The sequence below is a fragment of the Vreelandella massiliensis genome (genome assembly GCF_900155385.1).
Taxonomy (GTDB): Bacteria; Pseudomonadota; Gammaproteobacteria; order Pseudomonadales; family Halomonadaceae; genus Vreelandella; species Vreelandella massiliensis.
Window position 1 is genome coordinate 353,169 of sequence record NZ_LT699744.1, and the last position, 24,569, is coordinate 377,737.

General features: G+C 60.3%; 24 protein-coding genes. 12 read left to right on the forward strand and 12 right to left on the reverse strand.

The window, feature by feature from the left end:
- The first annotated feature begins 77 nt into the window (after positions 1 to 77).
- Entirely contained in the window at positions 78 to 371 is a 294-nt protein-coding gene (locus tag BQ9846_RS01645) for a hypothetical protein (protein WP_075878876.1), read from the forward strand.
- A gap of 219 nt (positions 372 to 590) precedes the next feature.
- Positions 591 to 893, forward strand: coding sequence for a DUF6482 family protein (locus tag BQ9846_RS01650; RefSeq protein ID WP_075878877.1), 303 nt, complete (start codon positions 591 to 593; stop codon positions 891 to 893).
- On the opposite strand, the gene BQ9846_RS01655 is transcribed toward BQ9846_RS01650, so the two are convergent.
- A complete protein-coding gene (locus tag BQ9846_RS01655; protein ID WP_075878878.1) occupies positions 870 to 1,280 on the reverse strand; it encodes a thiol-disulfide oxidoreductase DCC family protein in 411 nt (136 codons plus the stop codon). The genes BQ9846_RS01650 and BQ9846_RS01655 overlap by 24 nt on opposite strands.
- Positions 1,281 to 1,302: 22 nt before the next feature.
- A complete protein-coding gene (locus tag BQ9846_RS01660; protein WP_075878879.1) occupies positions 1,303 to 2,892 on the reverse strand; it encodes a cryptochrome/photolyase family protein in 1,590 nt (529 codons plus the stop codon).
- Positions 2,893 to 3,018: 126 nt separating this feature from the next.
- Here BQ9846_RS01660 and hemH point away from each other — a divergent pair, with 126 nt between their 5' ends.
- The 8 genes from hemH (at position 3,019) to mnhG (ending at position 10,163) form a co-directional block, all read left to right on the forward strand.
- A complete protein-coding gene (hemH, locus tag BQ9846_RS01665; protein WP_075878880.1) occupies positions 3,019 to 4,092 on the forward strand; it encodes a ferrochelatase in 1,074 nt (357 codons plus the stop codon).
- A gap of 204 nt (positions 4,093 to 4,296) precedes the next feature.
- A complete protein-coding gene (locus BQ9846_RS01670; RefSeq protein ID WP_075879451.1) occupies positions 4,297 to 6,663 on the forward strand; it encodes a putative monovalent cation/H+ antiporter subunit A in 2,367 nt (788 codons plus the stop codon).
- Positions 6,656 to 7,087, forward strand: a complete 432-nt coding sequence (locus tag BQ9846_RS01675; RefSeq protein ID WP_075878881.1) for a Na+/H+ antiporter subunit B — start codon at positions 6,656 to 6,658, stop codon at positions 7,085 to 7,087. Before BQ9846_RS01670 ends, BQ9846_RS01675 begins: the two co-directional genes overlap by 8 nt.
- 42 nt (positions 7,088 to 7,129) lie before the next feature.
- Complete coding sequence (locus BQ9846_RS01680) at positions 7,130 to 7,477, forward strand: Na+/H+ antiporter subunit C (protein WP_075878882.1); 348 nt, start codon at positions 7,130 to 7,132, stop codon at positions 7,475 to 7,477.
- Positions 7,474 to 9,027 carry a Na+/H+ antiporter subunit D gene (locus BQ9846_RS01685; RefSeq protein WP_075878883.1) on the forward strand — a complete coding sequence of 518 codons (1,554 nt, stop codon included), beginning with the start codon at positions 7,474 to 7,476 and terminating at the stop codon, positions 9,025 to 9,027. The genes BQ9846_RS01680 and BQ9846_RS01685 overlap by 4 nt, the downstream gene beginning before the upstream one ends.
- Positions 9,024 to 9,497 (forward strand): Na+/H+ antiporter subunit E, encoded by a 474-nt coding sequence (locus BQ9846_RS01690; RefSeq protein ID WP_075878884.1) that lies wholly within the window; start codon positions 9,024 to 9,026, stop codon positions 9,495 to 9,497. The genes BQ9846_RS01685 and BQ9846_RS01690 overlap by 4 nt, the downstream gene beginning before the upstream one ends.
- Positions 9,497 to 9,766: an MrpF/PhaF family protein gene (locus BQ9846_RS01695; RefSeq protein ID WP_075878885.1), complete on the forward strand. Its 270-nt coding sequence runs from the start codon at positions 9,497 to 9,499 to the stop codon at positions 9,764 to 9,766. The genes BQ9846_RS01690 and BQ9846_RS01695 overlap by 1 nt, the downstream gene beginning before the upstream one ends.
- Positions 9,759 to 10,163, forward strand: coding sequence for a monovalent cation/H(+) antiporter subunit G (gene mnhG / locus BQ9846_RS01700; protein WP_075878886.1), 405 nt, complete (start codon positions 9,759 to 9,761; stop codon positions 10,161 to 10,163). The genes BQ9846_RS01695 and mnhG overlap by 8 nt, the downstream gene beginning before the upstream one ends.
- Before the next feature lie 3 nt (positions 10,164 to 10,166).
- Here mnhG and BQ9846_RS01705 read toward each other — a convergent pair whose 3' ends face one another.
- The 8 genes from BQ9846_RS01705 to pta all read right to left on the reverse strand — a co-directional run bounded on the left by BQ9846_RS01705 (position 10,167) and on the right by pta (position 19,563).
- Complete coding sequence (locus BQ9846_RS01705) at positions 10,167 to 11,291, reverse strand: aminotransferase class V-fold PLP-dependent enzyme (protein WP_075878887.1); 1,125 nt, start codon at positions 11,289 to 11,291, stop codon at positions 10,167 to 10,169.
- A gap of 133 nt (positions 11,292 to 11,424) precedes the next feature.
- A complete protein-coding gene (gene cdd / locus BQ9846_RS01710) occupies positions 11,425 to 11,835 on the reverse strand; it encodes a cytidine deaminase (protein WP_075878888.1) in 411 nt (136 codons plus the stop codon).
- Between the two features lie 23 nt (positions 11,836 to 11,858).
- Positions 11,859 to 12,584: a purine-nucleoside phosphorylase gene (gene deoD, locus BQ9846_RS01715; RefSeq protein ID WP_075878889.1), complete on the reverse strand. Its 726-nt coding sequence runs from the start codon at positions 12,582 to 12,584 to the stop codon at positions 11,859 to 11,861.
- 40 nt (positions 12,585 to 12,624) lie between these two features.
- Complete coding sequence (locus BQ9846_RS01720) at positions 12,625 to 13,869, reverse strand: phosphopentomutase (protein WP_075878890.1); 1,245 nt, start codon at positions 13,867 to 13,869, stop codon at positions 12,625 to 12,627.
- Positions 13,869 to 15,197: a thymidine phosphorylase gene (gene deoA, locus BQ9846_RS01725; protein WP_075878891.1), complete on the reverse strand. Its 1,329-nt coding sequence runs from the start codon at positions 15,195 to 15,197 to the stop codon at positions 13,869 to 13,871. Before deoA ends, BQ9846_RS01720 begins: the two co-directional genes overlap by 1 nt.
- Positions 15,197 to 15,982, reverse strand: a complete 786-nt coding sequence (gene deoC, locus BQ9846_RS01730; RefSeq protein WP_075878892.1) for a deoxyribose-phosphate aldolase — start codon at positions 15,980 to 15,982, stop codon at positions 15,197 to 15,199. Before deoC ends, deoA begins: the two co-directional genes overlap by 1 nt.
- A gap of 48 nt (positions 15,983 to 16,030) precedes the next feature.
- On the reverse strand, positions 16,031 to 17,308 hold the full coding sequence (locus BQ9846_RS01735; RefSeq protein WP_075878893.1) for a NupC/NupG family nucleoside CNT transporter: 1,278 nt from the start codon (positions 17,306 to 17,308) through the stop codon (positions 16,031 to 16,033).
- Positions 17,309 to 17,358: 50 nt separating this feature from the next.
- Positions 17,359 to 19,563: a phosphate acetyltransferase gene (pta, locus tag BQ9846_RS01740; RefSeq protein WP_075878894.1), complete on the reverse strand. Its 2,205-nt coding sequence runs from the start codon at positions 19,561 to 19,563 to the stop codon at positions 17,359 to 17,361.
- 253 nt (positions 19,564 to 19,816) lie between these two features.
- Here pta and BQ9846_RS01745 point away from each other — a divergent pair, with 253 nt between their 5' ends.
- On the forward strand, positions 19,817 to 20,740 hold the full coding sequence (locus BQ9846_RS01745) for an HAD-IIB family hydrolase (RefSeq protein WP_075878895.1): 924 nt from the start codon (positions 19,817 to 19,819) through the stop codon (positions 20,738 to 20,740).
- On the forward strand, positions 20,737 to 21,957 hold the full coding sequence (locus tag BQ9846_RS01750; RefSeq protein WP_075878896.1) for a glycosyltransferase family protein: 1,221 nt from the start codon (positions 20,737 to 20,739) through the stop codon (positions 21,955 to 21,957). Before BQ9846_RS01745 ends, BQ9846_RS01750 begins: the two co-directional genes overlap by 4 nt.
- A gap of 40 nt (positions 21,958 to 21,997) precedes the next feature.
- Here BQ9846_RS01750 and BQ9846_RS01755 read toward each other — a convergent pair whose 3' ends face one another.
- Positions 21,998 to 23,749 (reverse strand): sugar phosphorylase, encoded by a 1,752-nt coding sequence (locus tag BQ9846_RS01755; protein WP_075878897.1) that lies wholly within the window; start codon positions 23,747 to 23,749, stop codon positions 21,998 to 22,000.
- A gap of 80 nt (positions 23,750 to 23,829) precedes the next feature.
- Positions 23,830 to 24,558, reverse strand: a complete 729-nt coding sequence (locus tag BQ9846_RS01760; protein ID WP_075878898.1) for a CDP-alcohol phosphatidyltransferase family protein — start codon at positions 24,556 to 24,558, stop codon at positions 23,830 to 23,832.
- Positions 24,559 to 24,569: the final 11 nt, after the last annotated feature.

Here is a 24,569-nt window from a genome sequence, read left to right on the forward strand (position 1 = left end):
GCCTTAGCGGCGAGCCCGTATAATGCGCAGCCCTTTACGCTTATTTATCCATGATTTCATACCAGAGGGGATTAGCGATGGCAGGTGGTTTTCGACGCGGTAATCGGCAGCGTACACCCAAACTTCAAGCGCGGGGCGAACTGCAAGCAATGGAGCGCGAAGGGCCGTTTAAAGAGTGGTTGGGTATGCCGGATCTCTACCGCTACTTTCTCACCGTCGATGGCGAGAAGTACAGCTATCAGACCGAAGATGCTGAGTTGCCGGTCGCGATTGGCGACCAAGTGGTCTTTCGCTATAAAGAGACCAAAGCGGGTAATTGGATTGACCGCAACTCGCTGGGCAAAGCGATCGACCCTTCGGAGTATCAGTAGTCGAAAGACGCGATGCAGCGCCCTGACGTGTGCTTTAACCCTGACCTAGTGTGAATAAGTGGGGAACTCTCCTATATTGTGATCGTCATAAGGTTGAAATGAAAACGCCATGGGAGTGTCACTAGGTCGCGTCATGCTAAACCCTACTAATGCAGACACCCAGTGGCACACCCAGCGATATGACATCAATAACTATAAGGTTCATAACAGGAGGGATCCATGGAACTCAAAGCGCTTAAGGCATTTGTCGAAAAGCACGATAACTTCGAAATTCGCGTTATTACGCATGCGGGCAGCCGTTTCTATCAAGCTGAGCTAGAAGACGTAGAGGGCAAGCGGCACATGTTGACCCAGCGGGGCAAGCCGATGCTGTTTCGCTCACTCGATGACGTTTACAACGAGTTAAAACGGGCCGGCATCCATCGCGCGTATCTGGTACAGCATGTGCCCCATGACGAGGTGATTGGCCGCGACGCTCACTACAGTGAGCCCCTAACCTCACGTATGCCGTTGGTTTTTTAACCTGCGTTTTTCCCACCAGCGACCCAGCTTGACCCGGCGTCGCGCAAAAAAGCGGTAGGCCGCGTCCATCACGCCGCGCAAACCGGGTAAGCAAGAGAGCCACACCAGCCGCCGGTAGCCCAACACAGCATAGAGGGCCCGGCTGGCATCCATTCCGATATACCACTGCCCTTGACTATCCAGCACATGCAGCTTTCCCATCATGGTGGCGAAGTCGGTCGCGTGCGCGTCGGCGTGAAAGGAGGGAGCTTGGATATCCACGAGCTTAACGTGCTCGCGGTGGCGGTGCTTGCCAAGCCAGGCAACCTCAACGCGACAAAAGGGGCAGTGACCGTCGTGAAATAGGGTGACGGGCGCCTTGGCGTTCAACGGATAAAAACGGCTCATTTCGCTCCTCTCGGGGTAGGGGTTAGTCGTTGCGTCCATCGTCGGATGAGTAGTAGCCCTTGACATGGAAGGGTTTTCCGTAACTTGATTCTGTCTCGAGTTGGGTCAGGAATGCTTCAGCCTGTTGCCGCATGGCGTCGCGTTTTTCCTCTTTCATTTTGTCGAGTGCGCCATATATCAGCTTCATACGCGGGTTGGCACGTAGTTCGCCTTCATGGGTGGCCAGAAAGTGCCAATAGAGGCTATTCAACGGGCACGCCTTGGGTCCGGTGACCTGTTTTGGTGTGTAGCGACAGTGTTGGCAGTGATCGGACATCTTGTCGATATACTTACCTGAGGCGCAGTAAGGTTTTGAGCCCATCAAGCCGCCATCCGCGTGGAGCACCATGCCGAGCGTATTGGGCAGTTCGACCCACTCACAGGCGTCGGCATAGACCGCCAAGTACCAATCACACAGTGCCTCAGGCTTCACGCCACACAGCAGCGCGAAGTTGCCGGTTACCATCAGGCGCTGAATATGGTGGGCGTAGCTGTTGTCGATGGTCATCTCGATCGCGCGCTGCAGGCAGCGCATATCGGTGTTGCCGTCCCAGTAAAAGGCCGGCAAATCACGGGAAAAACCCAGCCGGTTTTCGCGCTTGTAACCGGGCATTTGCGTCCAGTACAGGCCGCGCACGTACTCCCGCCAGCCAAGAATCTGCCGAATAAAGCCCTCCACTGCGTTAATCGGTGCGCGGCCTTTTTCGTACTGCTTCTCGGCGGCGGCGCATACCTCGCGCGGTGAGAGAAGGCCTATATTCATCGCGACCGCTAAACGCGAGTGAAACAGAAAAGGGTCGGTATCGCTGATGGCGTCTTGATAGCGGCCAAAATCGGGCAGGCTGTGATCAATAAAGTGGCGCAGATCCGCGAGCGCCTGTCGCCGCGTGACCGGCCAGTTGAACGTCTCAAGCGTCCCCATGTGATGGCCAAAATGCTGCTGGGCCACCGCTAGCGCCTCGCGGGTGAGGGCATCTTGACGGTGCTGCGGCGGGCGAGGGGGCTCTACGTTCTCGGATAGCGGCTCGCGGTTGTCGTGATCAAAGTTCCACTGTCCGCCTGCCGGCTCACCGTCTTTCATCAGAAGGCCGGTGTGCCTGCGCTGCTCGCGATAAAAATACTCCAGGCGCAGCTGCTTGCGCCCCTTGGCCCACTGGGCAAAATCCTCAGGCGTGGTGAAAAAGCGGTCGTCTTCGATCAACCGCCAAGGACGCTCGGCGGTTTCGCGTTTTTTCATGGCGTGCCAAAGCCGCCACTCGCCGGGTCGGACCGCTTCAATATGGTCACAGTCGTAAGCGGTCGCTAAGCGTTCGGCTTCGCTGATGATAGCGTGCGTGTTATCAGGATCGTCCAGGGCGGTGTAATGAACGGTGAAGCCCTTTTCGCGCAGGGCCTGGGCAAAGTGTCGCATTGCCGCCAAAAAGAGGCCGATTTTGTGAATATGGTGGGGGACGTAGTGCGCCTCATCCGCTACTTCGCACAGGGCGACTACAGCGTTTTCAGGCGCATGGCGTAGCGTAGGCAGTGAGAGCGATAGCTGATCACCCAACACAAGAATCAACGGCTTGGACATGGGTTTGCCTATAGTTATACAAATAATGTTGATAGTATAACTTCATGCCGCCCGTTTGCCGAAAAATGCTAAGCTAAACCCACAAATTACGTGTCCGCCCAAGTGGCGCTGCGAGAGGAGATTTGCATGACCACCGATGTTGCGATGGATCAGCCCGGTGAAGGCCGTTTGGCCCACGCCCCTAGTGATCACCCCCCTATTGCTCGAGCAAAAGTGGGGGTGGTGCTGGCAAACCTAGGGACCCCTGATAACACCGACTACTGGTCAATGCGCCGCTATCTCAGTGAATTTCTCTCCGATAAGCGTGTCGTCGATTATGCCGGCTGGAAGTGGCAGCCGCTCTTGCAGCTGGTGATTTTGACCAAGCGGCCTTTCTCTTCCGGTGAGGCGTACAAGGGGATTTGGAACACGGAAAAAAACGAAAGTCCTTTGTTGACCATTACCCGCGCGCAGACGGAAAAAATGACCGAACGCCTCAAGGCGCTTTACGGCGATGATGTCGAGGTGGATTTCTGCATGCGCTATGGCAACCCGTCCACGGAGAGCGTGCTGAACCGCATGAAAGAGAAGGGCTGCGAGCGGATCGTGTTCTTCCCCCTGTATCCGCAGTATGGCTCGCCGACGACGGCCACGGCGAACGATCAGGCCTTTCGCACCTTAATGAAAATGAAGTGGCAGCCGTCTATTCGCACCGTGCCCGCTTACTACGAGCATCCTGCCTATATTCAAGCACTGGCGAACTCGGTGCAGGAGGCTTACGACGGTTTGGAGGGGCGGCCAAGCAAACTTGTGGCCAGTTATCATGGGGTTCCAGAGCGCTACTTGCTGGAAGGCGACCCCTACCACTGCCAATGCCAGAAGACCACACGCTTGCTACGCGAAAAGCTCGGGTTTACCCAAGAAGAGGTCGACACCGCGTTTCAGTCGCAGTTTGGCCCGGAGAAGTGGGTGGGGCCGCAGACGGTGGATCACGTTGCGGAGTTGGCAAAACAAGGCCACAAGCATATCGCCGTGGTGTCCCCAGCGTTCTCCTCAGACTGCGTGGAAACCTTGGAGGAGATCCAGGAGGAGATTCACGATAGCTTCATGGAAGCCGGGGGTGAGACGTTTACCTATATCCCTTGCCTGAACGACCGTGACGACCATATCGAAGCGCTGCTGCAGGTGGTTAATAACGAGTTGGGCGGCTGGCTTGGCTAATCGGTGGCTGTGCAAAAAGCAGTGAACGCAACGGCGAGCGTAATGCTCGCCGTTTGTACTTCTGCTACGGCTATAATGAGTTACGACTTTTTGTTATAACCATTCATGCCTTTTCTCTTGTTGCCATGAAGAGGGTCTGCCCATGACGGTATTGCCCATGAGTTTGTTGCCCATGACGATGCAGCCAATAAGGAGAGTCTCTTGATTCAGGTGGCCGTGTTGCTGGGTTTTGTGTTGGCGGCGACATCACCGCTGCTGCAACGCTGGTTTGCGGAGCGAACCAGCATGGTGCTGGCCCTTTTTCCGGCGCTTTTGGCGGTGTGGTTGTTCTTGCAGGCACCGACGGTCTTCACCGAGGGGCCTTTGCTGCTAGAGTGGGCGTGGGTGCCGTCTCTGGGAATTAGCCTGTCGTTTCTGCTCGATGGGTTATCGCTGCTGTTTGGTCTTTTGATCACTGTCATTGGGACCTGTGTGCTGGTGTATGCCGGTGAGTATTTGAAAGGCCACCCCGATTTAGCTCGCTTTCACGTTGCCCTCATGGCGTTTATGGCGTCGATGCTGGGGCTGGTGCTGGCCGATGGGTTGCTGACGATTTTTGTATTTTGGGAGCTGACCAGCATCACCTCCTACCTTTTGATTGGCTTTAATCACGGCGATCTCGAAGCGCGAAAATCAGCGCGGCAAGGGCTTTTTGTCACCGTGGCGGGGGGCCTTGCCCTGATGGCGGGCTTGACGCTTTTGGGTGTGGCCAGTGGCAGTTGGTCGCTTCATGAGATTGCCGCTTTAGAGACTGACCTGCGCGAGCACACGCTCTATACGCCGATGCTCATCTGTTTGATGTTGGGCGCTTTTACCAAGTCGGCGCAGTTTCCCTTTCATTTCTGGCTTCCCAATGCCATGGCCGCGCCCACGCCGATCTCCGCGTATCTGCATTCGGCGACGATGGTTAAGGCGGGTATCTATTTATTGGCGCGGCTGCAGTCGGAGCTAGGCGGCACGGAGCTCTGGGTGGGGACACTGACGCTAGTGGGCGGTGTGACCATGTTTACCGGCGCCTTTATGGCCATTCAGTTCACCAATATCAAGAAGCTACTGGCGTACTCCACGATTATGGCGCTAGGAACGCTGACCATGTTGCTGGGCATTGGCACGCAAGGTGCCATGGTCGCCTTTGTCGGGTTTCTGCTTGCCCATTCGCTCTACAAAGGGGCGCTTTTTATGCTGGCCGGCATTTTGGATCACGAAACGGGCACCAAGGACGTGACGGCGATGGGGGGCTTGCGCCCGCTCATGCCGATTACCGCGGGCGTGGCACTGATCGCCGGACTGTCGCTTGCCGGAGTGCCGCCGCTACTGGGCTTTATTGGCAAGGAGTTGATGCTTGAGTCCGTACTGGAGGCGAGTCGCTTTCGGGGGCTTTTAATCGTGTTGGCTTTTGCCGCGGCGTTTCTGACCATTGCCGTGGCAGCCATTGTTGCGCTGCGTCCGTTTTATGGCAAGCGCCACCAAACACCGAGCGTACCCCATGAGGCACCGCTGGCCATGCTGATCGGGCCTGCCTTGCTTGCGGGTTTGTCACTGCTGCTTGGCGTGGTGCCATCACTTTTGACCGGGATAACGACCGCTGCAGTATCGGCGGTCGCGGGGGAGTCCGTCGAGGCGTATCTCTCGCTCTGGCACGGGGTGAATTTACCCCTTGTGATGACGGTGGTGAGCCTGGCCTTGGGCTACTGGCTCTTCAGGCGCTGGGATCGCATTCGCGCACAACTGCTGCTGCTATCCCCGCTCATGCGCTACAGCCCAGAAGCCGGTTATGAGGCCGTCATGGCGGCCATTGTGCGTTTTTCCGAGTGGCAAACGCGGCTGCTGCAGAACGGCTACATGCGCAACTACATTCTTATCATGCTGCTAACACTCTCTACGCTGGTGGGGACGTCGCTGCTGGTGCGCCATTCGCCAATTATCACCTTGGAGTTTGATGTACGTTTCCACGAAGTGGTGGTGGTGGGCATGATGGCCATGGGCGCGCTATTTGCCGCTATTTCGCGTTCGCGTCTGGGGGCCGTGGTTTCCGTGGGCGTCATGGGCTTTTCGATCGCGCTGATTTTTATCCTTTTCAGCGCGCCCGACTTAGGCATTACCCAGCTGCTGGTGGAAACCCTGACGGTGATTTTGCTGGTGTTGGTATTGTTCCGGCTACCACGTTTCTCCAATCTTTCCAGCAGTCTTGAGCGCATTCGCGATGGGATTGTGGCCGCTATTGTGGGGATACTGATCTGCCTTTTGATCCTTACCGCGTGGAGCATTCAGCAGTTTGAACCCATCTCCCAGTACATGGTGGAGAATAGCGTGCCCTTGGCCCACGGGCTGAACATCGTCAACGTGATTTTGGTCGATTACCGCGCCCTGGATACCCTGGGTGAAATGTTTGTCCTCGCGCTCGCCGCGATTGGCGTGATTGCCATGCTCAAACTGCGCCACGGGCACAACATAGCGGGCAATGGCCAAGCGGAAGGCAGTAAAGCGCCCGAGAACAAGCCACCGGCGCGCAAGGAGACTTACGATGGTTAAGTCAGGCACGATTATTCTCAATACCGCGGCGCGTTTTTTGATGCCGTTGCAGCTGTTGTTCTCGGTGTTTTTGCTGTTGCGGGGTCATGACGAGCCAGGAGGAGGGTTTATCGCCGGATTGGTCGCCGCCGGTGCGTTCACGCTTTACCTTTTTGCCTTTGGGGTGTCAGCGACCAAAGAGGTGCTGCGCATGGTCGACCCGCGTGACTTGATCGGCGTTGGGCTGCTTTTGGGCATGGTGTCGGTGTTTCCCGCGTGGTTTCTTGATCAACCCTTTATGACCGCGCAGTGGTGGACGATCCCGGTGATCGAGTTTAAAGCCTCTACCCCACTGATATTCGATATGGGGGTGTATCTCGCGGTGCTTGGCTCGGTGACGGGCATGGTGATGACGCTGATGGAGGTGGATAAAGATGAGCCATGAGCCACAGGTCATAACAGGGGCAGCTAAAAAGGGAGGTGACCTATGGAGCCGCTAATGGCGATGGGAATAGGGCTTTTATACGCCACCGCGATCTTTCTCATGCTGCGTCGCTCGATTGTCAAACTGGTCATTGGTTTGATGCTGCTCTCCAATGCCGCCAACCTGCTGATTTTCACCACAGCGGGTATGACGCGAGGCGCGCCTCCCTTGATACCCAAGGGCCTGTCCGCGCCGCTAGGCGAAGTCGCCGACCCGCTGCCACAAGCCGTGGTGCTCACCGCGATTGTGATTGCCTTTGGCGTGTTGGCCTTTGCGGTGGTGCTGATTCGGCGGGCTTACGAAATCGTCAAAGCGGATGATCTGGATAAAATGAAGGATACCGATACGTGAGGCCTGAAGTCGCGCTCCCTATCTTATTGCCCTTGCTCTCCGGGGCGATCTCGTTGCTGTTTTGGCGTTCGCGTCCGATGCAGCGCTTTATCGCCGTCACCGGCACTATCGCCCTGTTCGTGGTCAGCCTTTGGCTGTTTATCGTCACCTTGACGGATGGCTATATCACCATGCAGATGGGCGGCTGGCCCGCGCCGTTCGGGATTACACTGATCGCCGATACCCTAAGTGCTGTGATGGTGTTGATGACGGCCATCATTGGTCTGGCGATTGGGATATATTCGCTCGCCACCACCGGCCGGGGGCACGAAAAATTTGGCTATTACCCGCTGATGCATCTGCTGCTGGCGGGAGTGGCGGGCGCTTTTCTGACCGGCGATATTTTCAACCTCTACGTGTGGTTTGAAGTGATGCTGGTGTCGTCTTTCGCGCTGTTAATTCTTGGCGGTGAGCGACCGCAGATGGAAGGAGCGATCAAGTACGTCACCCTGAACCTGCTCGCCTCGGTGATCTTTCTCACCGCTATCGGCCTGACCTACGGTACCGTCGGCACGCTGAACATGGCTGATATCGCGCTGCGCTTTGATCGTGTGGCGCATCAGGGCATGCTCGAAGTGCTCGCCGTGATGTACATGATCGCGTTCGGGATTAAGGCAGCGGCCTTTCCGCTGTTTTTCTGGCTGCCGGCCTCTTACCACACACCGCCGGTGGCGGTGTCGGCACTGTTCGCCGGGCTTTTAACCAAAGTGGGCGTCTATGCGCTGTTTCGCGTCTTTACCCTGCTGTTCGACCAATCCATGGACTATATCCAAACCATCCTGCTATGGGGAGCGGGGTTGACCATGGTGACCGGGGTCTTGGGAGCCGCCGCACAGTACGAGTTTCGGCGCATTTTGTCGTTTCATATCGTCAGCCAGATTGGCTACATGATCTTGGGGCTTGCGCTCTATACGCCGCTGGCGATTGCGGGCGGAGTGTTCGCCGTGGTGCACAACATCGTGGTGAAAACCAACCTGTTTTTGATCAGCGGCATTACCCACCGGCTGCAAGGCACCTATCAGCTGAAAAAAATGGGCGGCCTTTACCGCGAGCGCCCATGGCTTGCCGTCGCCTTTTTTATCTCGGCGTTCGCGCTCGCGGGTATTCCGCCACTGTCGGGCTTTTTCGCCAAATTCGTTATCGTGCGTGCCGGCATTGAGGCCGAGGCCTACGTCATCACGGCCGTCGCGTTGGCGGTGAGCCTGATGACGCTCTACTCGATGGTGAAGATTTGGCACGAGGTTTTCTGGAAGGCGCTTCCCGATGACAATCGGGTACCTAAAGAGAGCACGCCGGCGGGCGATGACGGCCGCCTGGTGAAACCCAGCTTGTGGATGATGTATCTCCCGGTGGTGATTTTAGCGCTCTTGTCGGTCTTTATTGGCCTATTCGCCGAACCGGTGATGCGGGTGATGAACCTGATCGGCGATCAGCTTTTTCATCCCGCGGGCTATATTGAAGCGGTCTTGGGGGAGTCGGCTCGCTCTGACAACCAGGAGGTTACACCATGACCGGTGCCATCTGGAATTTGCTGCTGGGGCTCGCTTGGGTGGTGCTGAGCGGGGACTTTTCAGGCCTGAACCTGCTGGTCGGGATGGTGTTTGGCTATATCACACTGGTGCTGATTGAGCCCCATCTGGATTCGCTCAAAGGCTATCCGGCGCGAATACCGCGTATGGTGGGGTTTTTGGGGTTCTTTATGAAGGAGCTGGCGCAAGCGAATTTGCGCGTCGCCTTCGATATCGTGACTCCGCCCTGGCACATGCAGCCGGGGGTGATTGCCATGCCGCTATCCGCGCGCACCGAGATGGAAATCACGCTGGTGGCTAACTTAATTTCGCTGACGCCAGGGACGCTGAGCCTGGATGTCTCGGATGACCGCAAAGTGCTATATATCCACGCCATGTTTCTCGATGATGAGGAAGAACTAAGGCGTAACCTAAAAGAGATGGAGCACCGGGCACTGGAGCTATTTCGCTAATGGATCATGTCATTCTCATTAGCCAAGTGATTATGAGCTTGGCGCTTATTCTGGTGTTTGTGCGCATCGTGCGCGGTCCGAGCCTTCCCGACCGGGTAGTGGCGCTGGAGCTTTTTTCCACCACCGTGGTGGGATTAGTCGCGGTTTATACGATCAAAACCGATGTGGCAAGCTTTCTCGACGCGGCGATTGTGATTGCCTTGATGGGCTTTCTCGCCACGATCGGTTTTGCACGCTTTCTCGAACGCGGAGGCCCGCGAGATGATTGATTTTATTAAGGGGACGTTAATCATCCTGGGGGCGCTTTTGATTCTGCTCGCGGCGGTTGGCCTGCTGCGTCTGCCGGATCTGCTCACGCGCATGCACGCGACCACCAAAGCCGCCGCGCTGGGTGTGACGTTCATGATGTTGGCGGTGGCCATGCACTTTGCCGAGGTGGCGGTGGCGGCTCGCGCTCTGGCCATCATCATCTTTATTATTTTGACAGCACCGGTGGCCGCGCACGTGATCGGGCGTGCCGGCTATTTTGTCGGCTCCAAGCTTTGGAGCGGCACGGTCAAAGATGAGCTGCGGCCCAACTACGACCCGCTAACGCACGAGCTCAAAAGCGGCATGGAGACCCAGGAGAACGCCAAACGCCAACCGAATGACGCCGATCCTGATTAATCGCTAGCGCGCTTTCTCAATGGCCCGCTCTAGGCTCTCGACGCTGCGCTTTGTGTGGTGCAGTTTATCCAGGCCGAATAGTCCGATGCGGAAGGTCTGGAAGTTCTCGCCTTCATCGCACATCAGCGGCACGCCGCCCGCGACTTGCACCCCCGCCTGGGCGAGTTTGCCCATGATACCGCTGTCGTCGGTGTAGCACACCACGACGCCGGGCGCTTCAAACCCTTCGGCGGCGACACTCACAAAGCCCTGGCGTTTGAGCATGGCGCGGACTTCACGGCCAATCGCTTGCTGCTCCGCTTTCACCTTGGCGAAACCGTATTCGCGGGTCTCCTGCATGATGTCGCGAAGGCGGCGCAGGCTATCGGTGGGCATGGTGGCGTGATAGGCGTGGCCGCCGTTCTCGTAGGCCTGCATGATGCTGTGCCACTTGCCTAAATCGCAGGCGAAGCTGTTACTTTGGGTCTCCTTGAGCCATTCGGTGGCGCGTTCGGAGAGCATCACCATGGCGCAGCAGGGCGAGCCGCTCCAGCCTTTCTGCGGCGCGCTTACCAGTACGTCCACGCCCAAATCCTGCATATCCACCCACAGCGTGCCGGCGGCGATGGCGTCGAGCACGAACAGCCCGCCCACTTCACGGGTGGCCTGGGCCACGGTACGAATGTAGTCATCCGGCAGCAGAATGCCCGCCGAGGTCTCTACCTGGGGGGCGAACACTACCGCGGGTTTCTCGGCGCGAATGCGCTCGGCCGCTTCTTCAGCGGGAACGGGCTGGAAGGGCGACTGCGGGTTATCCGCGTCAAGGCGGCGCGCTTTTAGTACCGTATGCTGGTCGGTGAGCCGGCCCATTTCGATGATCTGCGTCCAGCGGTAGCTAAACCAGCCGTTGCGAATCACGAGGGTCTTCTGCGCCACGGCAAATTGACGCGCGACGGCTTCCATCCCGAAGGTGCCGCTGCCGGGAACGATCACGGCGCTATGGGCGTTGTACACCTCTTTTAGCGTCGCGGAAATGTCGCGCATGACACCCTGAAACTGCTGCGACATGTGGTTGAGCGAGCGGTCGGTGTAGACCACGGAATATTCCAGTAAGCCGTCGGGGTCGACGTTTTGCAGCAGGCCGGCCATGGCACTCTCCTGATCGTGATTAAGTCCGCGAGACAGCGCCAAGTTGGCGCTGTCTCGCAAAAAACGGCGCAGTAAAAACGTCGTGTAAGAATACGAATATTAGGACGGTTAGGCCACCCTGACCACATGCTGTTTAGCGCGGCGGCAAGTTCTCTGGGCCAAAGGCATCGGGCAGCAGCGCTTCCATGGTGTACGTCTTGAGGGTCTCCCCCTGATGGGAGAGCACAATGATGCGTGTACCGGGTGTGGCAAACTCACGAATGCGCTGGCGACAGTCGCCGCAGGGCGTGCATAGGTGCTCGCCGGGACCCATCACGTAGACACTCTTAAGCGCGCGCTGTCCGGCGTTCACCATGGCGGCAATCGCCGAGGCTTCGGCGCAAATTCCTTTGTAATGGGCCACCTCGACGTTGCAGCCGGCGAAGCGCTGGCCGTCCGGGCTCTCCATCACCGCCGCAACGGGGTGGTGGGAGTAGGGGGCGTAGGCATTGCCCAGCGTTTTCAGCAGTGTTTCGACCAGTACCGGATCGACGGGGTGCGTCATATTCTTTCCTCGCTGTTGGCCACTCAGGCGGAAGCGGCGTCGTCGCGCAGCACCGTATCCAGCGCGATGGTCATCATGTCATTGAAGGTGGTTTGGCGCTCAGCGCTTGAAAGCGAGTCGCCTTTTAAAATGTGGTCGGAGACGGTGCAGAGAGTCAGCGCGCGGGCGCCAAACTCCGCCGCCACGCCGTAGAGACCTGCCGCTTCCATTTCCACGCCAACAATGCCATAGCGCTTGAGCAACTCGGCCATCTCGGTTTGCGGGTTGTAGAACAGGTCCGCCGAGAAGATGTTGCCGACTTTCACCGGGACGTTTTGCGCGTCGGCCGCCGCCACCGCGTGCTGGGTCAGGTCAAAATCGGCAATGGCGGCGAAGTCATGGTCGTTAAAGCGCATGCGGTTGACTTTGGAGTCGGTGCAGGCCCCCATGCCAATCACCACGTCGCGCACGTTGACGTCGTCGCGCACCGCGCCACAGGAGCCCACGCGAATGATCGATTTAACGCCGTAATCGGTAATCAACTCCTTGGCGTAGATCGACACCGACGGAATCCCCATGCCGTGGCCCATCACCGAAATCTTACGGCCCTGATAGCGTCCGGTGTAGCCCAGCATGCTGCGCACATCGTTGACCTGGCGAACGTCTTCCAGGTAGGTCTCGGCGATGTACTGAGCGCGTAGCGGGTCGCCTGGCATCAGCACGGTATCGGCAAAATCGCCTTTTGCAGCGTTAATGTGGGGGGTGGCCATCTAAAGTCTCCTCTACGCGATTAGTGGACAGTGGCGCGGTTTATGCGGCATGCGATAAAAAGCTGTCGCCATCGGCCATGGCGGAAAGCGCGAAGAAATCGGCGAGCGTTTGGCCAATATCGGCAAAGGTAGCGCGCTCGCCCAAGGGGCCGGGCGCGAAACCGGCGCCAGATACCAGCACGGGCACGTATTCGCGGGTGTGTTCGGTGCCTTCCCAGCTCGGGTCGCAGCCGTGGTCGGCGGTGAGCAGTAACAGATCGTCATCGTCGAGCGCGGCGAGAAGCTCCGGCAGGCGGGCGTCGAAGTGCTCAAGGGCGGCGGCGTAGCCCGGCACGTCCCGGCGGTGGCCGTAGAGCGAATCGAAATCGACAAAATTGGTCATGATCATGGTCGCACGATTATGAGCGTCAGGGGCGGTGCGCGCCACCTCGGAGAGCGTGGCCTCCATCAACGCGTCGTGGCCGCTGGCTTTCACCTTGTGGGTGATACCGCAGTGGGCGTAGATATCGGCGATTTTGCCGATCGATACCACTTCGCCCCCGGCCTCGGCGAGCTTTTGCAGCACCGTGGGAGAGGGCGGCTCGATGCTGAAATCGCGGCGGTTGCCGGTGCGGGCGAACTCGTCTCTGTGTTCCCCCATAAAGGGGCGGGCAATGACGCGGCCGATGTTGTAGGGCTCAAGGAGCTCGCGCACGGTCTCGCACAGGGCGTAAAGCCGCTCAAGGCCGAAGTGCTCCTCGTGAGCGGCAATCTGAAACACTGAATCCGCCGAGGTGTACACAATCGGCTTGCCGGTGGCAATGTGCTCTTCGCCCAGGCGGGCAATGATCTCGGTGCCGGAAGCGTGACAGTTGCCGATCACGCCGGGGAGGTTTGCCTCAGTGACAATCTTGTCGAGCAAATCCGCCGGGAAACTCTCGGTTTTGTCGAGAAAGTAGCCCCAGTCAAAGCGCACCGGAACCCCCGCGATTTCCCAATGGCCGGAGGGCGTGTCCTTACCGCTGGAGATCTCTTTGGCGTGGGCGTACGCGCCTGTCAACGTATCCGGCAGCGTCACCCCGTCCGCGACGCTCCCTGTCGCATCGCGGTGGGCGTGAAAAAGTCCCAGTGCCGCCATGTTGGGCAGCTTCAGGGGGCCTGAGCGCTCGGCGTTGTCGGCCTCACCGCGGGCGCAGGCGGCGGCGATATGGCCCAAGGTGTCGGCACCCTGATCGCCAAACTTCGCGGCGTCCGGGGCGCTGCCGATACCAAACGAATCCAGGACTACAACAATCGCGCGGCGCATTAGGCGTCTCCTCGGAAGGTGTCTTGCAGCAGCGTGTCGGCGGTCGCGGGCGCCTCGCCCAGGGTAACCGCCGCGCGTAGCTGGGCGGCGGCGCGGGCGGCGGCGTCTTCGCTTTGTGCGTGAACACGCGCTAGCGGTCGCTGGCTATCGACATGTGCGCCAATTTCGGCAATGTCGCTAAAGCCCACGCGATGATCGACACGGGCGTCGTTGCGCAGGCGGCCGCCGCCGAGTTCCACCACGCTCATGCCCACCGCGCGGGTATCGATGCGCTGGACAGTGCCGCTCTGCTCGGGATACACGGCGTGAATCACCGGGGCGGTGGCCAGGTAATGCGCCGGGCGTTCGATAAAATCGGCCGGGCCGCCAAGCTCGCGCACCATGCGGGCGAACACGTCGGCGGCGGCACCTGAGGCCAGCGCGTACTCAAGCTTAACGAGCGCCTCTTCGCGACCCGCAACCAGCTTGCCGGCGATCAGCATTTCCACCGCCAGCTCGCGGGTCACCTGCATCACGCGGCTGTCGGAACGCTCACCGCGCAGCAGCGCCAGAGTCTCGACGATCTCCACCGCGTTGCCGGCGCAGGGGGCGAGCGGCTGGCTCATGTCGGTAAGAAGCGCCGTGGTCGGGGTGCCGGCCTGAGTGGCGACATTGGCAATGCTCTTGGCAAGCTCACGGGATTTTTCCGGCGTGGGCATAAAGGCACCGCTGCCGACTTTGACATCCATCACCAGAGCATCCAGGCCCGAGGCCAGTTTTTTGCCCAGAATCGAGGCGGTGATCAGCGGGATCGACTCCACCGTGGCGGTCACATCGCGTACCCCGTAGAGGCGTTTATCCGCCGGGGCGAGGTTGCCGGTTTGACCGATGATCGCCACGCCGGTGGATTTGACCACCTCGCCAAAACGCGCAGGCGAGGGGTAGGGATTGTAGCCGGGGATCGATTCAAGTTTATCCAGCGTGCCGCCGGTGTGCCCCAGGCCACGACCGGAAATCATCGGCACGAACGCGCCGCAGGCCGCGACCCAGGGGCCAAGCACCAGCGATACCAGATCCCCCACGCCGCCGGTGGAGTGCTTGTCCACGATCGGGCCGGGGAGATCCCACTGCATTACCTGCCCAGAGTCGCGGGTGGCGGTGGTGAGCGCCACCACCTCTTCGCGGCTCATGCCGTTTAAAAACACCGCCATGGTGAAGGCGCCAATCTGGGCATCGCTGATGCGCTCATCGGCAATGCCCTGCACAAAGGCGGTCATCTCCTCGGCGCTGATCTCCCCGCCATCGCGCTTTAAGCGAATCAGCTCTTGAGGGAGCAGTGTGTGTGCCATTAGTACCCTCCTTGCGGGGATGCCATGGGGCTGCCGCTGAGTGTGGCGAGCAGGTCGTCCAGCAGGCTTGAGGCGCCAAAGCGGAAATGCTTCGGCGTGATCCATTGCTCGCCCATGATGTCGCTTGCCAGGGTCAGATAAGCGGCGGCCTCGACGGTCGTGCGCACGCCGCCGGCGGCTTTAAAGCCGACCTCTTTGCCACTCGCTTTAATCGCGTTGAGCATGATCTCGGCGGCTTCGAGCGTGGCATTCACCTCGACCTTGCCGGTGGAGGTTTTGATGAAGTCAGCGCCGCCCTCGATCGCTAACTCGCTGGCGCGTTGGATCAGCGCGGGCGCTTTGAGTTCGCCCGATTCGATGATGACTTTCAAAAGCGCTTGGCCTCCGCAGGCGGCGTGGCACATCTCGACCAGCTCCAGGCCGGTCTCCTCGTCGCCCGCCATTAGGCTGCGGTAGGGAAACACCACGTCGACTTCATCGGCGCCCGAGGCGACGGCCTCGCGGGTGGCGCGGGCAGCCGCCATAATGTCGTCACCGCCATCGGGGAAGTTCGTCACGGTGGCGATTTTGACCTCGCCGCTGAGCTTGTGGGCGATCAGGGCGCGCCGCGCGGTCACGATAAATTGCGGGTAGACGCATACCGCGGCGGGGTGGCCGAAGGGCGTTTTCACTTTTTGGCACAGTGACTCAATGGTCCCGTCGGTGTCGTCAGCGTTAAGGCTGGTGAGATCCATCAGCGAAAGCGCTTGGCGCGCGGCTTGGGGAAGATTAATCGAAGCGGTCATGGGGTATCTCTGTATGGTGTAAACCTAACAATCAAAACGTCACGCCCGTTAAGCGATGGCGCCGCCTAGGGCGAGGAAAAAGCCGGCCATGGTGGCCGACATCAAATTCGAGAGCGTTCCGGCCAGCACGGCCTTGAGGCCAAAACGGGCGATTTCATGGCGGCGGGAAGGCGCGATGCTCCCCAAGCCGCCGAGCAGAATGGCAATCGACGACAGGTTGGCGAAACCGCATAGCGCGAAGGACAAAATGGCCATGGTGTGGGGCGTCATGACCTGCCCGGTGGCCGCCACCACCTGCTCGCCATCCAGGTAAGGGGCAAGGTTGATATAGGCGACAAACTCGTTGATCACGAGTTTTTGGCCGATAAACGAACCGGCAAGCGTGGCTTCTTCCCACGGCACGCCGAGCAAAAACGCCAAGGGCGCAAAGAGCCAGCCTAGAATCAGCTCAAGGCTTAATGACGCCATGCCAAACCAGCCGCCGATGCCGCCGAGCATGCCGTTGAGCAGCGCGATCAGGCCGATAAAGGCGAGCAGCATGGCCCCGACGTTGGCGGCTAGTTTAAGCCCTGAGGTGGCGCCGTTGGCCGCCGCATCGAGCACGTTGCTGGGTTTGTCCGCGCTCTGCTCCTGCTCCTCCTCGATCCGGGAGACACTATCGGCAGGCTCCTGGGTCTCCGGCATGATCAGCTTGGCGAACAGAAGCCCACCCGGGGCCGCCATGAACGAAGCGGCGACCAAATACTCCATGGGGATACCCAGTGCTGCGTAACCCGCCAACACGGAGCCCGCCACGGACGCCAAGCCGCCGCACATCACCGCGAAGAGCTGCGAGGGGGTCATGCGGGCGATAAAGGGGCGCACCACCAGAGGCGCTTCGGTTTGGCCAACAAAGATATTCGCCGTGGCCGAGAGCGACTCGGTGCGCGAGGTGCCGAGTGCCTTCTGCAGCGCGCCGCCGAGGAGGCGAATCACCCACTGCATAATGCCGATGTAGTAAAGCACGGCGATCAGTGAAGAGAAGAAAATAATCACCGGCAGGACTTTGATCGCGAACACAAAGCCCACCTCCTCGACGTTGGCCAAGCCGCCGAACAGAAACTCGATGCCGTCGTTGGCGTATAGCACCACTTGGCTGACGCCGCTAGAGATCGCTTGCAGCACGCTCTGCCCGATGGGCACGTAGAGCACAAAGGCGCCGATGCCCGCTTGAATCGCGAAAGCGCCGATTACGGTGCGTAGCCGAATGGCGCGGCGGTCGTAGGAAAACAGCAGCGCAATGGCAATCAGCGTCACCATGCCGACCAGGCTCATTAGCAGTGTCATGGGAAATATCCTTCGCTGTATCGAATTGTTGTTGTGATTACCGTAGCTGTCTAGGCGCGCTGCTGCGAAGACTGAATCGCGGTAAGCGCGATGGTGTAGACAATATCGTCCACCAGGGCGCCGCGGGATAAGTCGTTCACCGGCTTGTTCAAGCCTTGCAGCATGGGGCCGACACTGACCACCCGCGCACTGCGCTGCACTGCTTTGTAGGTGGTGTTGCCGGTATTGAGGTCGGGGAACACAAACACGGTGGCGCGACCCGCCACGGGTGAATCAGGCGCTTTTTGTTGGCCCACGCTCTCAATGGCGGCGGCGTCGTACTGCAGCGGGCCGTCGATCGCCAAGTGAGGGGCGCGCGCTTTGGCGATGCGTGTCGCCTCGCGCACTTTCTCCACGTCCGCGCCGCTGCCCGACTCACCCGTCGAGTAGCTGATCATCGCCACCCGGGGCTCGATGCCAAACGCCTCGGCGGAGCGAGCGCTTTGCAGCGCAATTTCGGCCAGCGTTTCGGCGTCCGGGTCGGGGTTGACCGCACAATCGCCGTACACCACGACCTGCTCGGGCAGCAGCATGAAAAAGATCGACGACACCTGGCGGTATTCGGGAGCGGTCTTGATCAGCTGAAACGCCGGGCGCACGGTATTGGCAGTGGTGTGAACGGCGCCGGAGACCAGGCCATCCACCTCGTCGAGCTGCAGCATCATGGTGCCCAGCACCACGTTGTCATGCAGCTGGGCATCCGCGGTAATGTCGTTGAGCTTGCCACGGCGCAGCGCCACCATCGGTTCGATGTAGCTTGCTCGGGTGCTTTCGGGGTCGATGATCGTGAGTTCATCGGGCAGCGTCAGGCCGCGGTGGTGGGCAATGTTCTCGATCTCTTCGCGGTTACCCAATAGCACACAGTGAGCGATGCCGCGGCGCTGGCAGATAATCGCCGCTTCGATGGTGCGCGGCTCGTTGCCTTCCGGCAGGACGATGCGTTTGTGGCCCTGCTGAGCGAGCTTCACCAACTGGTGGCGAAATGCCGACGGCGACAGGCGGCGGGTATAGCCGCGGTTAAGGTGATCTTTGAGGGTGTCTTTGAGCCAGTCTAAATCGATATGCGCGGCGACAAACTGCGCCACGCGCTCGGCGCGCTCGAAATCATCCACGGGGATTTCCGCGCTGAGCTGACTCAGGTGGGTCGCCGTGTCCAAGCTATTGGTCTCTACCGAGAGCACCGGCAGGCCCGTGCGCAGGGCCGGGCGGCACATCTCGATCATATCGGCGTTGGGCGTATAGCCGTTGGCGAGCAAGACACCGGCCAAACGCGTGCCGTTCATGGTGGCGAGCGCGGCGGCCAGCACCACGTCATCGCGATCGCCAGAGGTCACCACCAGACTGCCGGGCTTGAAGACATGCAGTGCGTTGGCAACGCTGCGGGCACACAGGCTGGTTGACAACACCCGCCGCTGTGCCGCTTCGCCTTCATTGAGCAGGGTGGCATTGAGCGCCCGGGCCACATCCATGGTACGCGGGGCGCTAAGCGCTCTGCTGTAGGGCACCACGCCAATTAGGTGGAAGCGCTCGGTGGCAAGCGCCGGCGAGTGGCGGCGAAGCTCCTCAAGCACCGGCGCCTCTAGTTGTGGTTTGATGGCACCCGGGGCGGCGGTCGCATCACCCAGCTGGGTATCGTCTTGCGCATAGGGGAGGTTACGCATGCGCATCAGCATGCAGCCCAAGGTGCGCGAGGAGCTGATGCCGCCGAAGTTTCTGGCGTGCATATCCAGCTCTTCAGCAAGCCGCTGCGGCGCTTCAAGGTCGCCGGTGCCGACCAGGATAATGCGCGCATTGAGTGCGTGCGCCAGTTGGGTGTTGGTCTGGGTGGCGTAGGTGGTGCGCGTCGTGGGCACGACCCCTTCCACCACGACCAAATCGAGCGCGGTGCCGTCACGTTCGGCCTGATGGGTCACCTGGTCGTAAAGCTCGATGACGCTTTCCATCAAGTCATCGATATGGTCATCGCGCAGCAAACGCTCCAGGCGCGCTTGGGAAATCGGTGACGGCGGGCGTTGGTGGAGCGTGCGCGACACCAGCGCGGTCGAGCGGTCTGGTCCCGGGCCGTTAAGCTCATCCTGCATGAACGGCTTTAAAAAACCCGCCTTTAAACCGATGGTGTCTAGCGCTTGAATCAGCCCCAGGCAGGCGGACGTTAAGCCCGCGCCTTCGCTGGTGGGCACCAGAAGAATCGTTTGTGGCTCACTCTGCGTCATCATGCGTGGGACTCTCAGCCTAAAGTTCGACCTTAGGTTAACATGCCTGCCTCGTAGGAAGCAGTGTCGAGCCACGCGGATTGATGCACTTCTTTGGTGCGAAAGAGGGCTCTTGTGGGGTGCGCCGCGTGTGCAGGGGTGCCTCTATCAGCGCCATGGCTTCTTCAAAACACGAGGGCAGCTTTGATTGGCACGAACTATGCATTGGCTTGTTAACGCTTTCGCAATGCGCTCCCTCTCTGCTGCAGGTGCTGCTATGCCTTCTATGAAAACGCCCACTACCGCCGCGAGTGCCTCGCCGCCCGCGCGCCTACTGTTTACCGATTTAGATGGCTCGCTTCTGGATCATCACAGCTACGACTGGTCGCCGGCGATTCCTTGGCTTTCGCGGCTTAAAGCACAGAGCGTGCCAGTGATTCCGGTGACGAGCAAAACTCGCAGCGAGATCTTGCCGCTGCGCGTGGCGCTGGGGTTGGAAAGCGCGCCTTTTATCGCTGAAAACGGCGCGGTGGTGGGGCTGCCTAGCGACTGGTGCCACGCGCGACTAGATCGCCAGCTCGGTCGCGACGGGCTCGCGATTCAAACGTTGGGAGTGGATATCGGCTTTATTCGTCAGCGGCTCAACGTCTGGCGCGGGCGCCTGGCGGATACGCCGGGGATGGCGTTCACCACCATGAGCGAGATGACCCTGGAGGCACTCTGCACTTTCACCGGCCTCCCCGAGCTCGAGGCGCGGCTGGCGCGCTTGCGTGAGGGCAGCGAGCCGCTGGTGTGGGAAGGCAGTGACGCGGGGCTCGACGCGCTGCGCCAGGGTCTCGATGGCGATGGGTTACAGCTTGTGCGCGGAGGGCGTTTTTGGCACGTGACCGGCCACTCGCACAAAGGCAGCGCGGTGCAGTGGCTGATCGAGCGCTTTGCGTCGCTTAGAGGGGTAGCGCCGCAAACGCTGGCGCTAGGCGACGGGCCCAACGATGTCGCCATGCTCGAAGCGGTGGATCAAGCGGTGGTGATTCGTGGTTTTCATGGGTTTGAAGTGGCGCCACAGCAAGCGGCGCTTTACCGCACCGAGGCCACAGGGCCAAGCGGTTGGGCCGAGGGGGTGGCCCACTGGTGGGGGCGAGCCGAGTGCCGGGTAATGCCAGCGGCGCTGAGTCAATCGGCGGCGGAGGTGACGCGATGAGCGACTTCCATCAAAACGGCATTATCACCGATTTTCATAACCTCACCCGGCGCCCGGTAGAAACGTTGGAAGAGGAGTTGCTCGGGTTTAGCCAGCGCCGCCCGATGAGTCTGATTCTGCCCTCGCTCTACTCAGAGCTAGAAGGTCCGGCGCTCAACGCGATCGTCAACGACATTGCCCAAGTGCCCTATTTGTCCGAGGTGGTGATTGGGCTCGACCGCGCCGACCGCAAGCAGTTCTTGCACGCGCGCGACTTCTTTTCGCGCCTACCGCAGCGCCACCGGATTTTGTGGAACGACGGTCCCCGGCTGCGCGCCCTGGATAAGGAGCTGGAAGCCCAGGGGCTCTCGCCGGGCGAGCCGGGCAAAGGGCGTAATGTCTGGTTTTGCGCCGGGTTTGTTCAGGCCTCGGGGCGGGGCGAAGTCGTGGGGCTGCATGACTGCGATATCTTGACCTACGACCGCGGTTTGCTGGCGCGCCTTTTCTATCCAGTCGCGCATCCGCACTTTAACTACGAGTTCTGCAAGGGCTACTATCCGCGCATCGCGAAGGGCAAGCTCAACGGTCGCGTCTCCCGTCTGATGGTCACGCCGCTGCTGCGTGCGCTAAAAAAGATCCATGGTCCGCTGCCTTATCTTGAGTACCTCGACAGCTACCGCTATGCGCTCTCGGGTGAGTTCTCGATGCGCGCGGAGGTGCTCGACGGTATCCGCATTCCCGCCGATTGGGGGCTTGAGATTGGGGTGCTCTCGGAGGTGCATCGCAACTACTCGACCAAACGGCTGTGCCAGGTTGACCTCGCCGATGCCTACGATCACAAGCATCAACCGGTATCGGAAGAGGATGCCACCACCGGCCTCAACCGCATGAGCCTGGATATCGCCAAGGCGCTCTACCGCAAGCTGGCCACCCAAGGCGTCACCTTTAGCGCGGAGGGGTTTCGCACCCTGAAAGCCACCTACTACCGCCTGGCGCTGGACTTGATCGAAGCGTATGACCACGATGCGGTGATGAACGGGCTGAGTCTGGATCGCCACGCCGAGGAGCGCGCCGTGGAGCTTTTCGCCGCCAACCTTCTGGAGGCGGGCAGCGCCTTTCTCGACAACCCCGGCGAGCGCCCGTTTATCCCCAGCTGGAACCGCGTGCGCGCGGCGATCCCCGGCATCCTGCCGCGCCTGCACGCGGCGGTAGAAGCGGATAACCAAGGCGATGTTTAACCGCTCACCCTGAGCTTGTCTAAGGGTGGCGGGCCTGGCGTCAACTGCCCACCAACCACAGCCCCGCATAGGGCGGCAGGGTATCCGTCGCCACCCAAGTGTCATGGCTTGCGATATCCTCCCAGCGCTTGTCATTGAATACGCCGGCCAGGGCATCGAGCGGCTGCGGGGTATCGGTCACGTTGTGAATCGCCAGCAGGCGGCGGCCATCGGTTAGCGGGCCGCGCTCAAAGGCCAGAAGCGTCGCGGGCGTCTCCAGCACACGCTGGGCGGCATCGGGGTGAAAGCAAGGCTCCCGCCGGCGTACGTCCAGTAGACGCTTGAGCGCAAAAAAGACGTCGTGGGTGGTGGTGCTGGGCGTGGCCAAAAGCCTCTCTAGTTCATCGCGCTGCCAACGGCGACGGTTGATCGAGCGCAGCCGCCCGCTGCGCTCCACGCCTTCTAGGTCGTTCAGCGTGCCAGTAAGGGTATGCAGGTAGACGGCGGGAATGCCTTGCAGCCCCAGCATTAACTGCTGGCCGCAGAGAAAGCGCGGCACTTGCCAGTGGTCCACGCCCCGCCGCGTGCCCTTCATGGCGTCAAACCAGGTGATATTGATTTCATAAGGCGTGTCGCTGCCATCAGGCTGGCGGCGCATGCTGACAAAGCCCCCAAAACGGTGCATCAACTCGGTCAGTGCTTCAATATCGTGCGGCGCGAGCATGCCCTCCAGCGGGCGCACGCCGATGCCGTCGTGGCTGGCGGTAAAGTTAAGAAAGCGACACCCCGGTGGCAACTCGGGCAGGCGTGAAAGCCAAGTGGCCAGGGTGCCCGCCTCGCCGCTGGTCAGCGTGTGCAGCAGAAGCGGGGGCAGCGGGAATTGATACACCAAATGGGCTTTGTCGGCGCCGAAATAGCTGATGTTCTCTTCATGGGGCACGTTGGTTTCGGTCAGCAGCAGCGTGCCAGGGGCGACGTGGTCCACCACCGCGCGCAGCAGGCGCACGATTTCGTGGGTTTGTGGCAGGTGAATGCTCGGCGTGCCGACTTCTTTCCACAGATAGGCGATCGCGTCCAGGCGAATCACCCGGGCGCCCTGCTGCAAATAGAACAGCAGAATACCGACAAACTCCAGCAGCACGTCGGGGTTGGCGAAGTTGAGATCAATCTGGTCCTCGGAAAACGTCGCCCAGACGTAGCGGGTGCCGCGCCGCGTGGCGATGGGCGCCAGAAGCGGCGTGCTTCGCGGGCGCACCACGGCGGAAAGGTCGGTCGCCGGGTCCATTTCGATGAAGTAGTCGCGCCCGGGCAGGCTGCCCGAGAGGTAATCGACAAACCAGAGCGACTCCCGCGAGACGTGGTTCAGCACCAGATCGACCGCCAGATCGCCATAGCGGGAAAGCGCACGCACGTCCTGCCAGCCGCCGAGCGCTGGGTCGACCTCGCGGTAATGAATCACCGAGAAGCCGTCGTCGCTGCTCCAGGGGAAAAACGGCAGCAAGTGTACGCCACTGAAGGTGTCGCGCAAGTGCGTGGAGAGACAGTCCGCGAGCACGGCAAGGGGTGGGGTATCGCCATCAAGCACGCTGTTGGCGTAGGTGATCAGCCACTGGTCGCGCTCGCTCCAAAGCGGTGCGTCGGGTTGGGTCTCCGCTGGTGGCGCCTGGTGCTCAAGAAGCACCATCAAGCGGCGCAGGACTTCATCGGCGCGCTCGCCGTAGAGCCGGCGTAAGTGACGGTGAGCGCGGGCCTGGAAGGCGTGCGCGTCAAGTGCGGTGGTAGGGGACGGGATAACAGGCAGAGGCTGCGGCATGGTCTCTCCGATAACGCGAGGCGGGCGTTCGCTGTAGGGAAGTAGCGGTAGAGCGCTATGCAGAGAGCGTGCCAGCCGCGCTAAGAGAGGCGCCTAAGATAGAGCCAGCGCACATCCACCGCGAAGGAGTAAACCAGCGTGAAGAGCGCGCTAAGCGCCAGTATCGCCGCCGTCTCACTGGAGGTGATCGGCGTTAGCGCCAGCAGCAGGGCGCTGACTTGCCAAACGCACACCGCTTTGCGCCGCCGGCTGGCAAAAAGCGGTGCTTTCAGCCACGGATAGACCCCGCCTGCCACCACAAAGGCGTAGCGTATGGCACCAATCGGCAGCACCCACGGGCCAAGCCCTGAGTGGGAAATCAGCGCAAGGCTAAGCAGCAGAATCAACAGCGCGTCCATCTCCATGTCAAAGCGGGCGCCGAAGGCGGATTGGCAGTGGGCTTTGCGCGCGATAAAGCCATCCACCCCGTCGAGCAGCAGGGCGGCAGTGGCGATACCCAGCCACTGCCATTGCGCCAGCGTCGTGGCTTCGGCCGAGAGCCCGCCGGCGACCAGGGCTACCAGCACGCCGCGCAGTAGCGTCACCCGGTTGGCCCACCCGAGCGCCCCGAGCGGCCAGAAGCGCACGATGCCTACCCCGATCACGCTATAGATCAAGAGCGCGAGCGCGCGCTGCTCCGCGCCTTCAATGACGCGAGGGAACGCGTAACTTAACAGCAGCAAGACCAGGCCGCCTACGACGACCTCCGCCAAGGTAGAGAGACGCTTGGAGAGCGTTAAGGTGGAGGGAGTAGGGCGGTACAGGAACATCGGGTCGCTCC

What these genes read in the sequence shown, in the direction of transcription:
- BQ9846_RS01645 (WP_075878876.1), top strand. Translation starts at nt 78, where the DNA reads ATGGCAGGTGGTTTTCGACGCGGTAATCGGCAGCGTACACCCAAACTT.
- BQ9846_RS01650 (WP_075878877.1), top strand. Translation starts at nt 591, where the DNA reads ATGGAACTCAAAGCGCTTAAGGCATTTGTCGAAAAGCACGATAACTTC.
- BQ9846_RS01655 (WP_075878878.1), bottom strand. Translation starts at nt 1,280, where the DNA reads ATGAGCCGTTTTTATCCGTTGAACGCCAAGGCGCCCGTCACCCTATTT.
- BQ9846_RS01660 (WP_075878879.1), bottom strand. Translation starts at nt 2,892, where the DNA reads ATGTCCAAGCCGTTGATTCTTGTGTTGGGTGATCAGCTATCGCTCTCA.
- hemH (WP_075878880.1), top strand. Translation starts at nt 3,019, where the DNA reads ATGACCACCGATGTTGCGATGGATCAGCCCGGTGAAGGCCGTTTGGCC.
- BQ9846_RS01675 (WP_075878881.1), top strand. Translation starts at nt 6,656, where the DNA reads ATGGTTAAGTCAGGCACGATTATTCTCAATACCGCGGCGCGTTTTTTG.
- BQ9846_RS01680 (WP_075878882.1), top strand. Translation starts at nt 7,130, where the DNA reads ATGGAGCCGCTAATGGCGATGGGAATAGGGCTTTTATACGCCACCGCG.
- BQ9846_RS01690 (WP_075878884.1), top strand. Translation starts at nt 9,024, where the DNA reads ATGACCGGTGCCATCTGGAATTTGCTGCTGGGGCTCGCTTGGGTGGTG.
- BQ9846_RS01695 (WP_075878885.1), top strand. Translation starts at nt 9,497, where the DNA reads ATGGATCATGTCATTCTCATTAGCCAAGTGATTATGAGCTTGGCGCTT.
- mnhG (WP_075878886.1), top strand. Translation starts at nt 9,759, where the DNA reads ATGATTGATTTTATTAAGGGGACGTTAATCATCCTGGGGGCGCTTTTG.
- BQ9846_RS01705 (WP_075878887.1), bottom strand. Translation starts at nt 11,291, where the DNA reads ATGGCCGGCCTGCTGCAAAACGTCGACCCCGACGGCTTACTGGAATAT.
- cdd (WP_075878888.1), bottom strand. Translation starts at nt 11,835, where the DNA reads ATGACGCACCCCGTCGATCCGGTACTGGTCGAAACACTGCTGAAAACG.
- deoD (WP_075878889.1), bottom strand. Translation starts at nt 12,584, where the DNA reads ATGGCCACCCCCCACATTAACGCTGCAAAAGGCGATTTTGCCGATACC.
- BQ9846_RS01720 (WP_075878890.1), bottom strand. Translation starts at nt 13,869, where the DNA reads ATGCGCCGCGCGATTGTTGTAGTCCTGGATTCGTTTGGTATCGGCAGC.
- deoA (WP_075878891.1), bottom strand. Translation starts at nt 15,197, where the DNA reads ATGGCACACACACTGCTCCCTCAAGAGCTGATTCGCTTAAAGCGCGAT.
- deoC (WP_075878892.1), bottom strand. Translation starts at nt 15,982, where the DNA reads ATGACCGCTTCGATTAATCTTCCCCAAGCCGCGCGCCAAGCGCTTTCG.
- BQ9846_RS01735 (WP_075878893.1), bottom strand. Translation starts at nt 17,308, where the DNA reads ATGACACTGCTAATGAGCCTGGTCGGCATGGTGACGCTGATTGCCATT.
- pta (WP_075878894.1), bottom strand. Translation starts at nt 19,563, where the DNA reads ATGATGACGCAGAGTGAGCCACAAACGATTCTTCTGGTGCCCACCAGC.
- BQ9846_RS01745 (WP_075878895.1), top strand. Translation starts at nt 19,817, where the DNA reads ATGCCTTCTATGAAAACGCCCACTACCGCCGCGAGTGCCTCGCCGCCC.
- BQ9846_RS01750 (WP_075878896.1), top strand. Translation starts at nt 20,737, where the DNA reads ATGAGCGACTTCCATCAAAACGGCATTATCACCGATTTTCATAACCTC.
- BQ9846_RS01755 (WP_075878897.1), bottom strand. Translation starts at nt 23,749, where the DNA reads ATGCCGCAGCCTCTGCCTGTTATCCCGTCCCCTACCACCGCACTTGAC.
- BQ9846_RS01760 (WP_075878898.1), bottom strand. Translation starts at nt 24,558, where the DNA reads ATGTTCCTGTACCGCCCTACTCCCTCCACCTTAACGCTCTCCAAGCGT.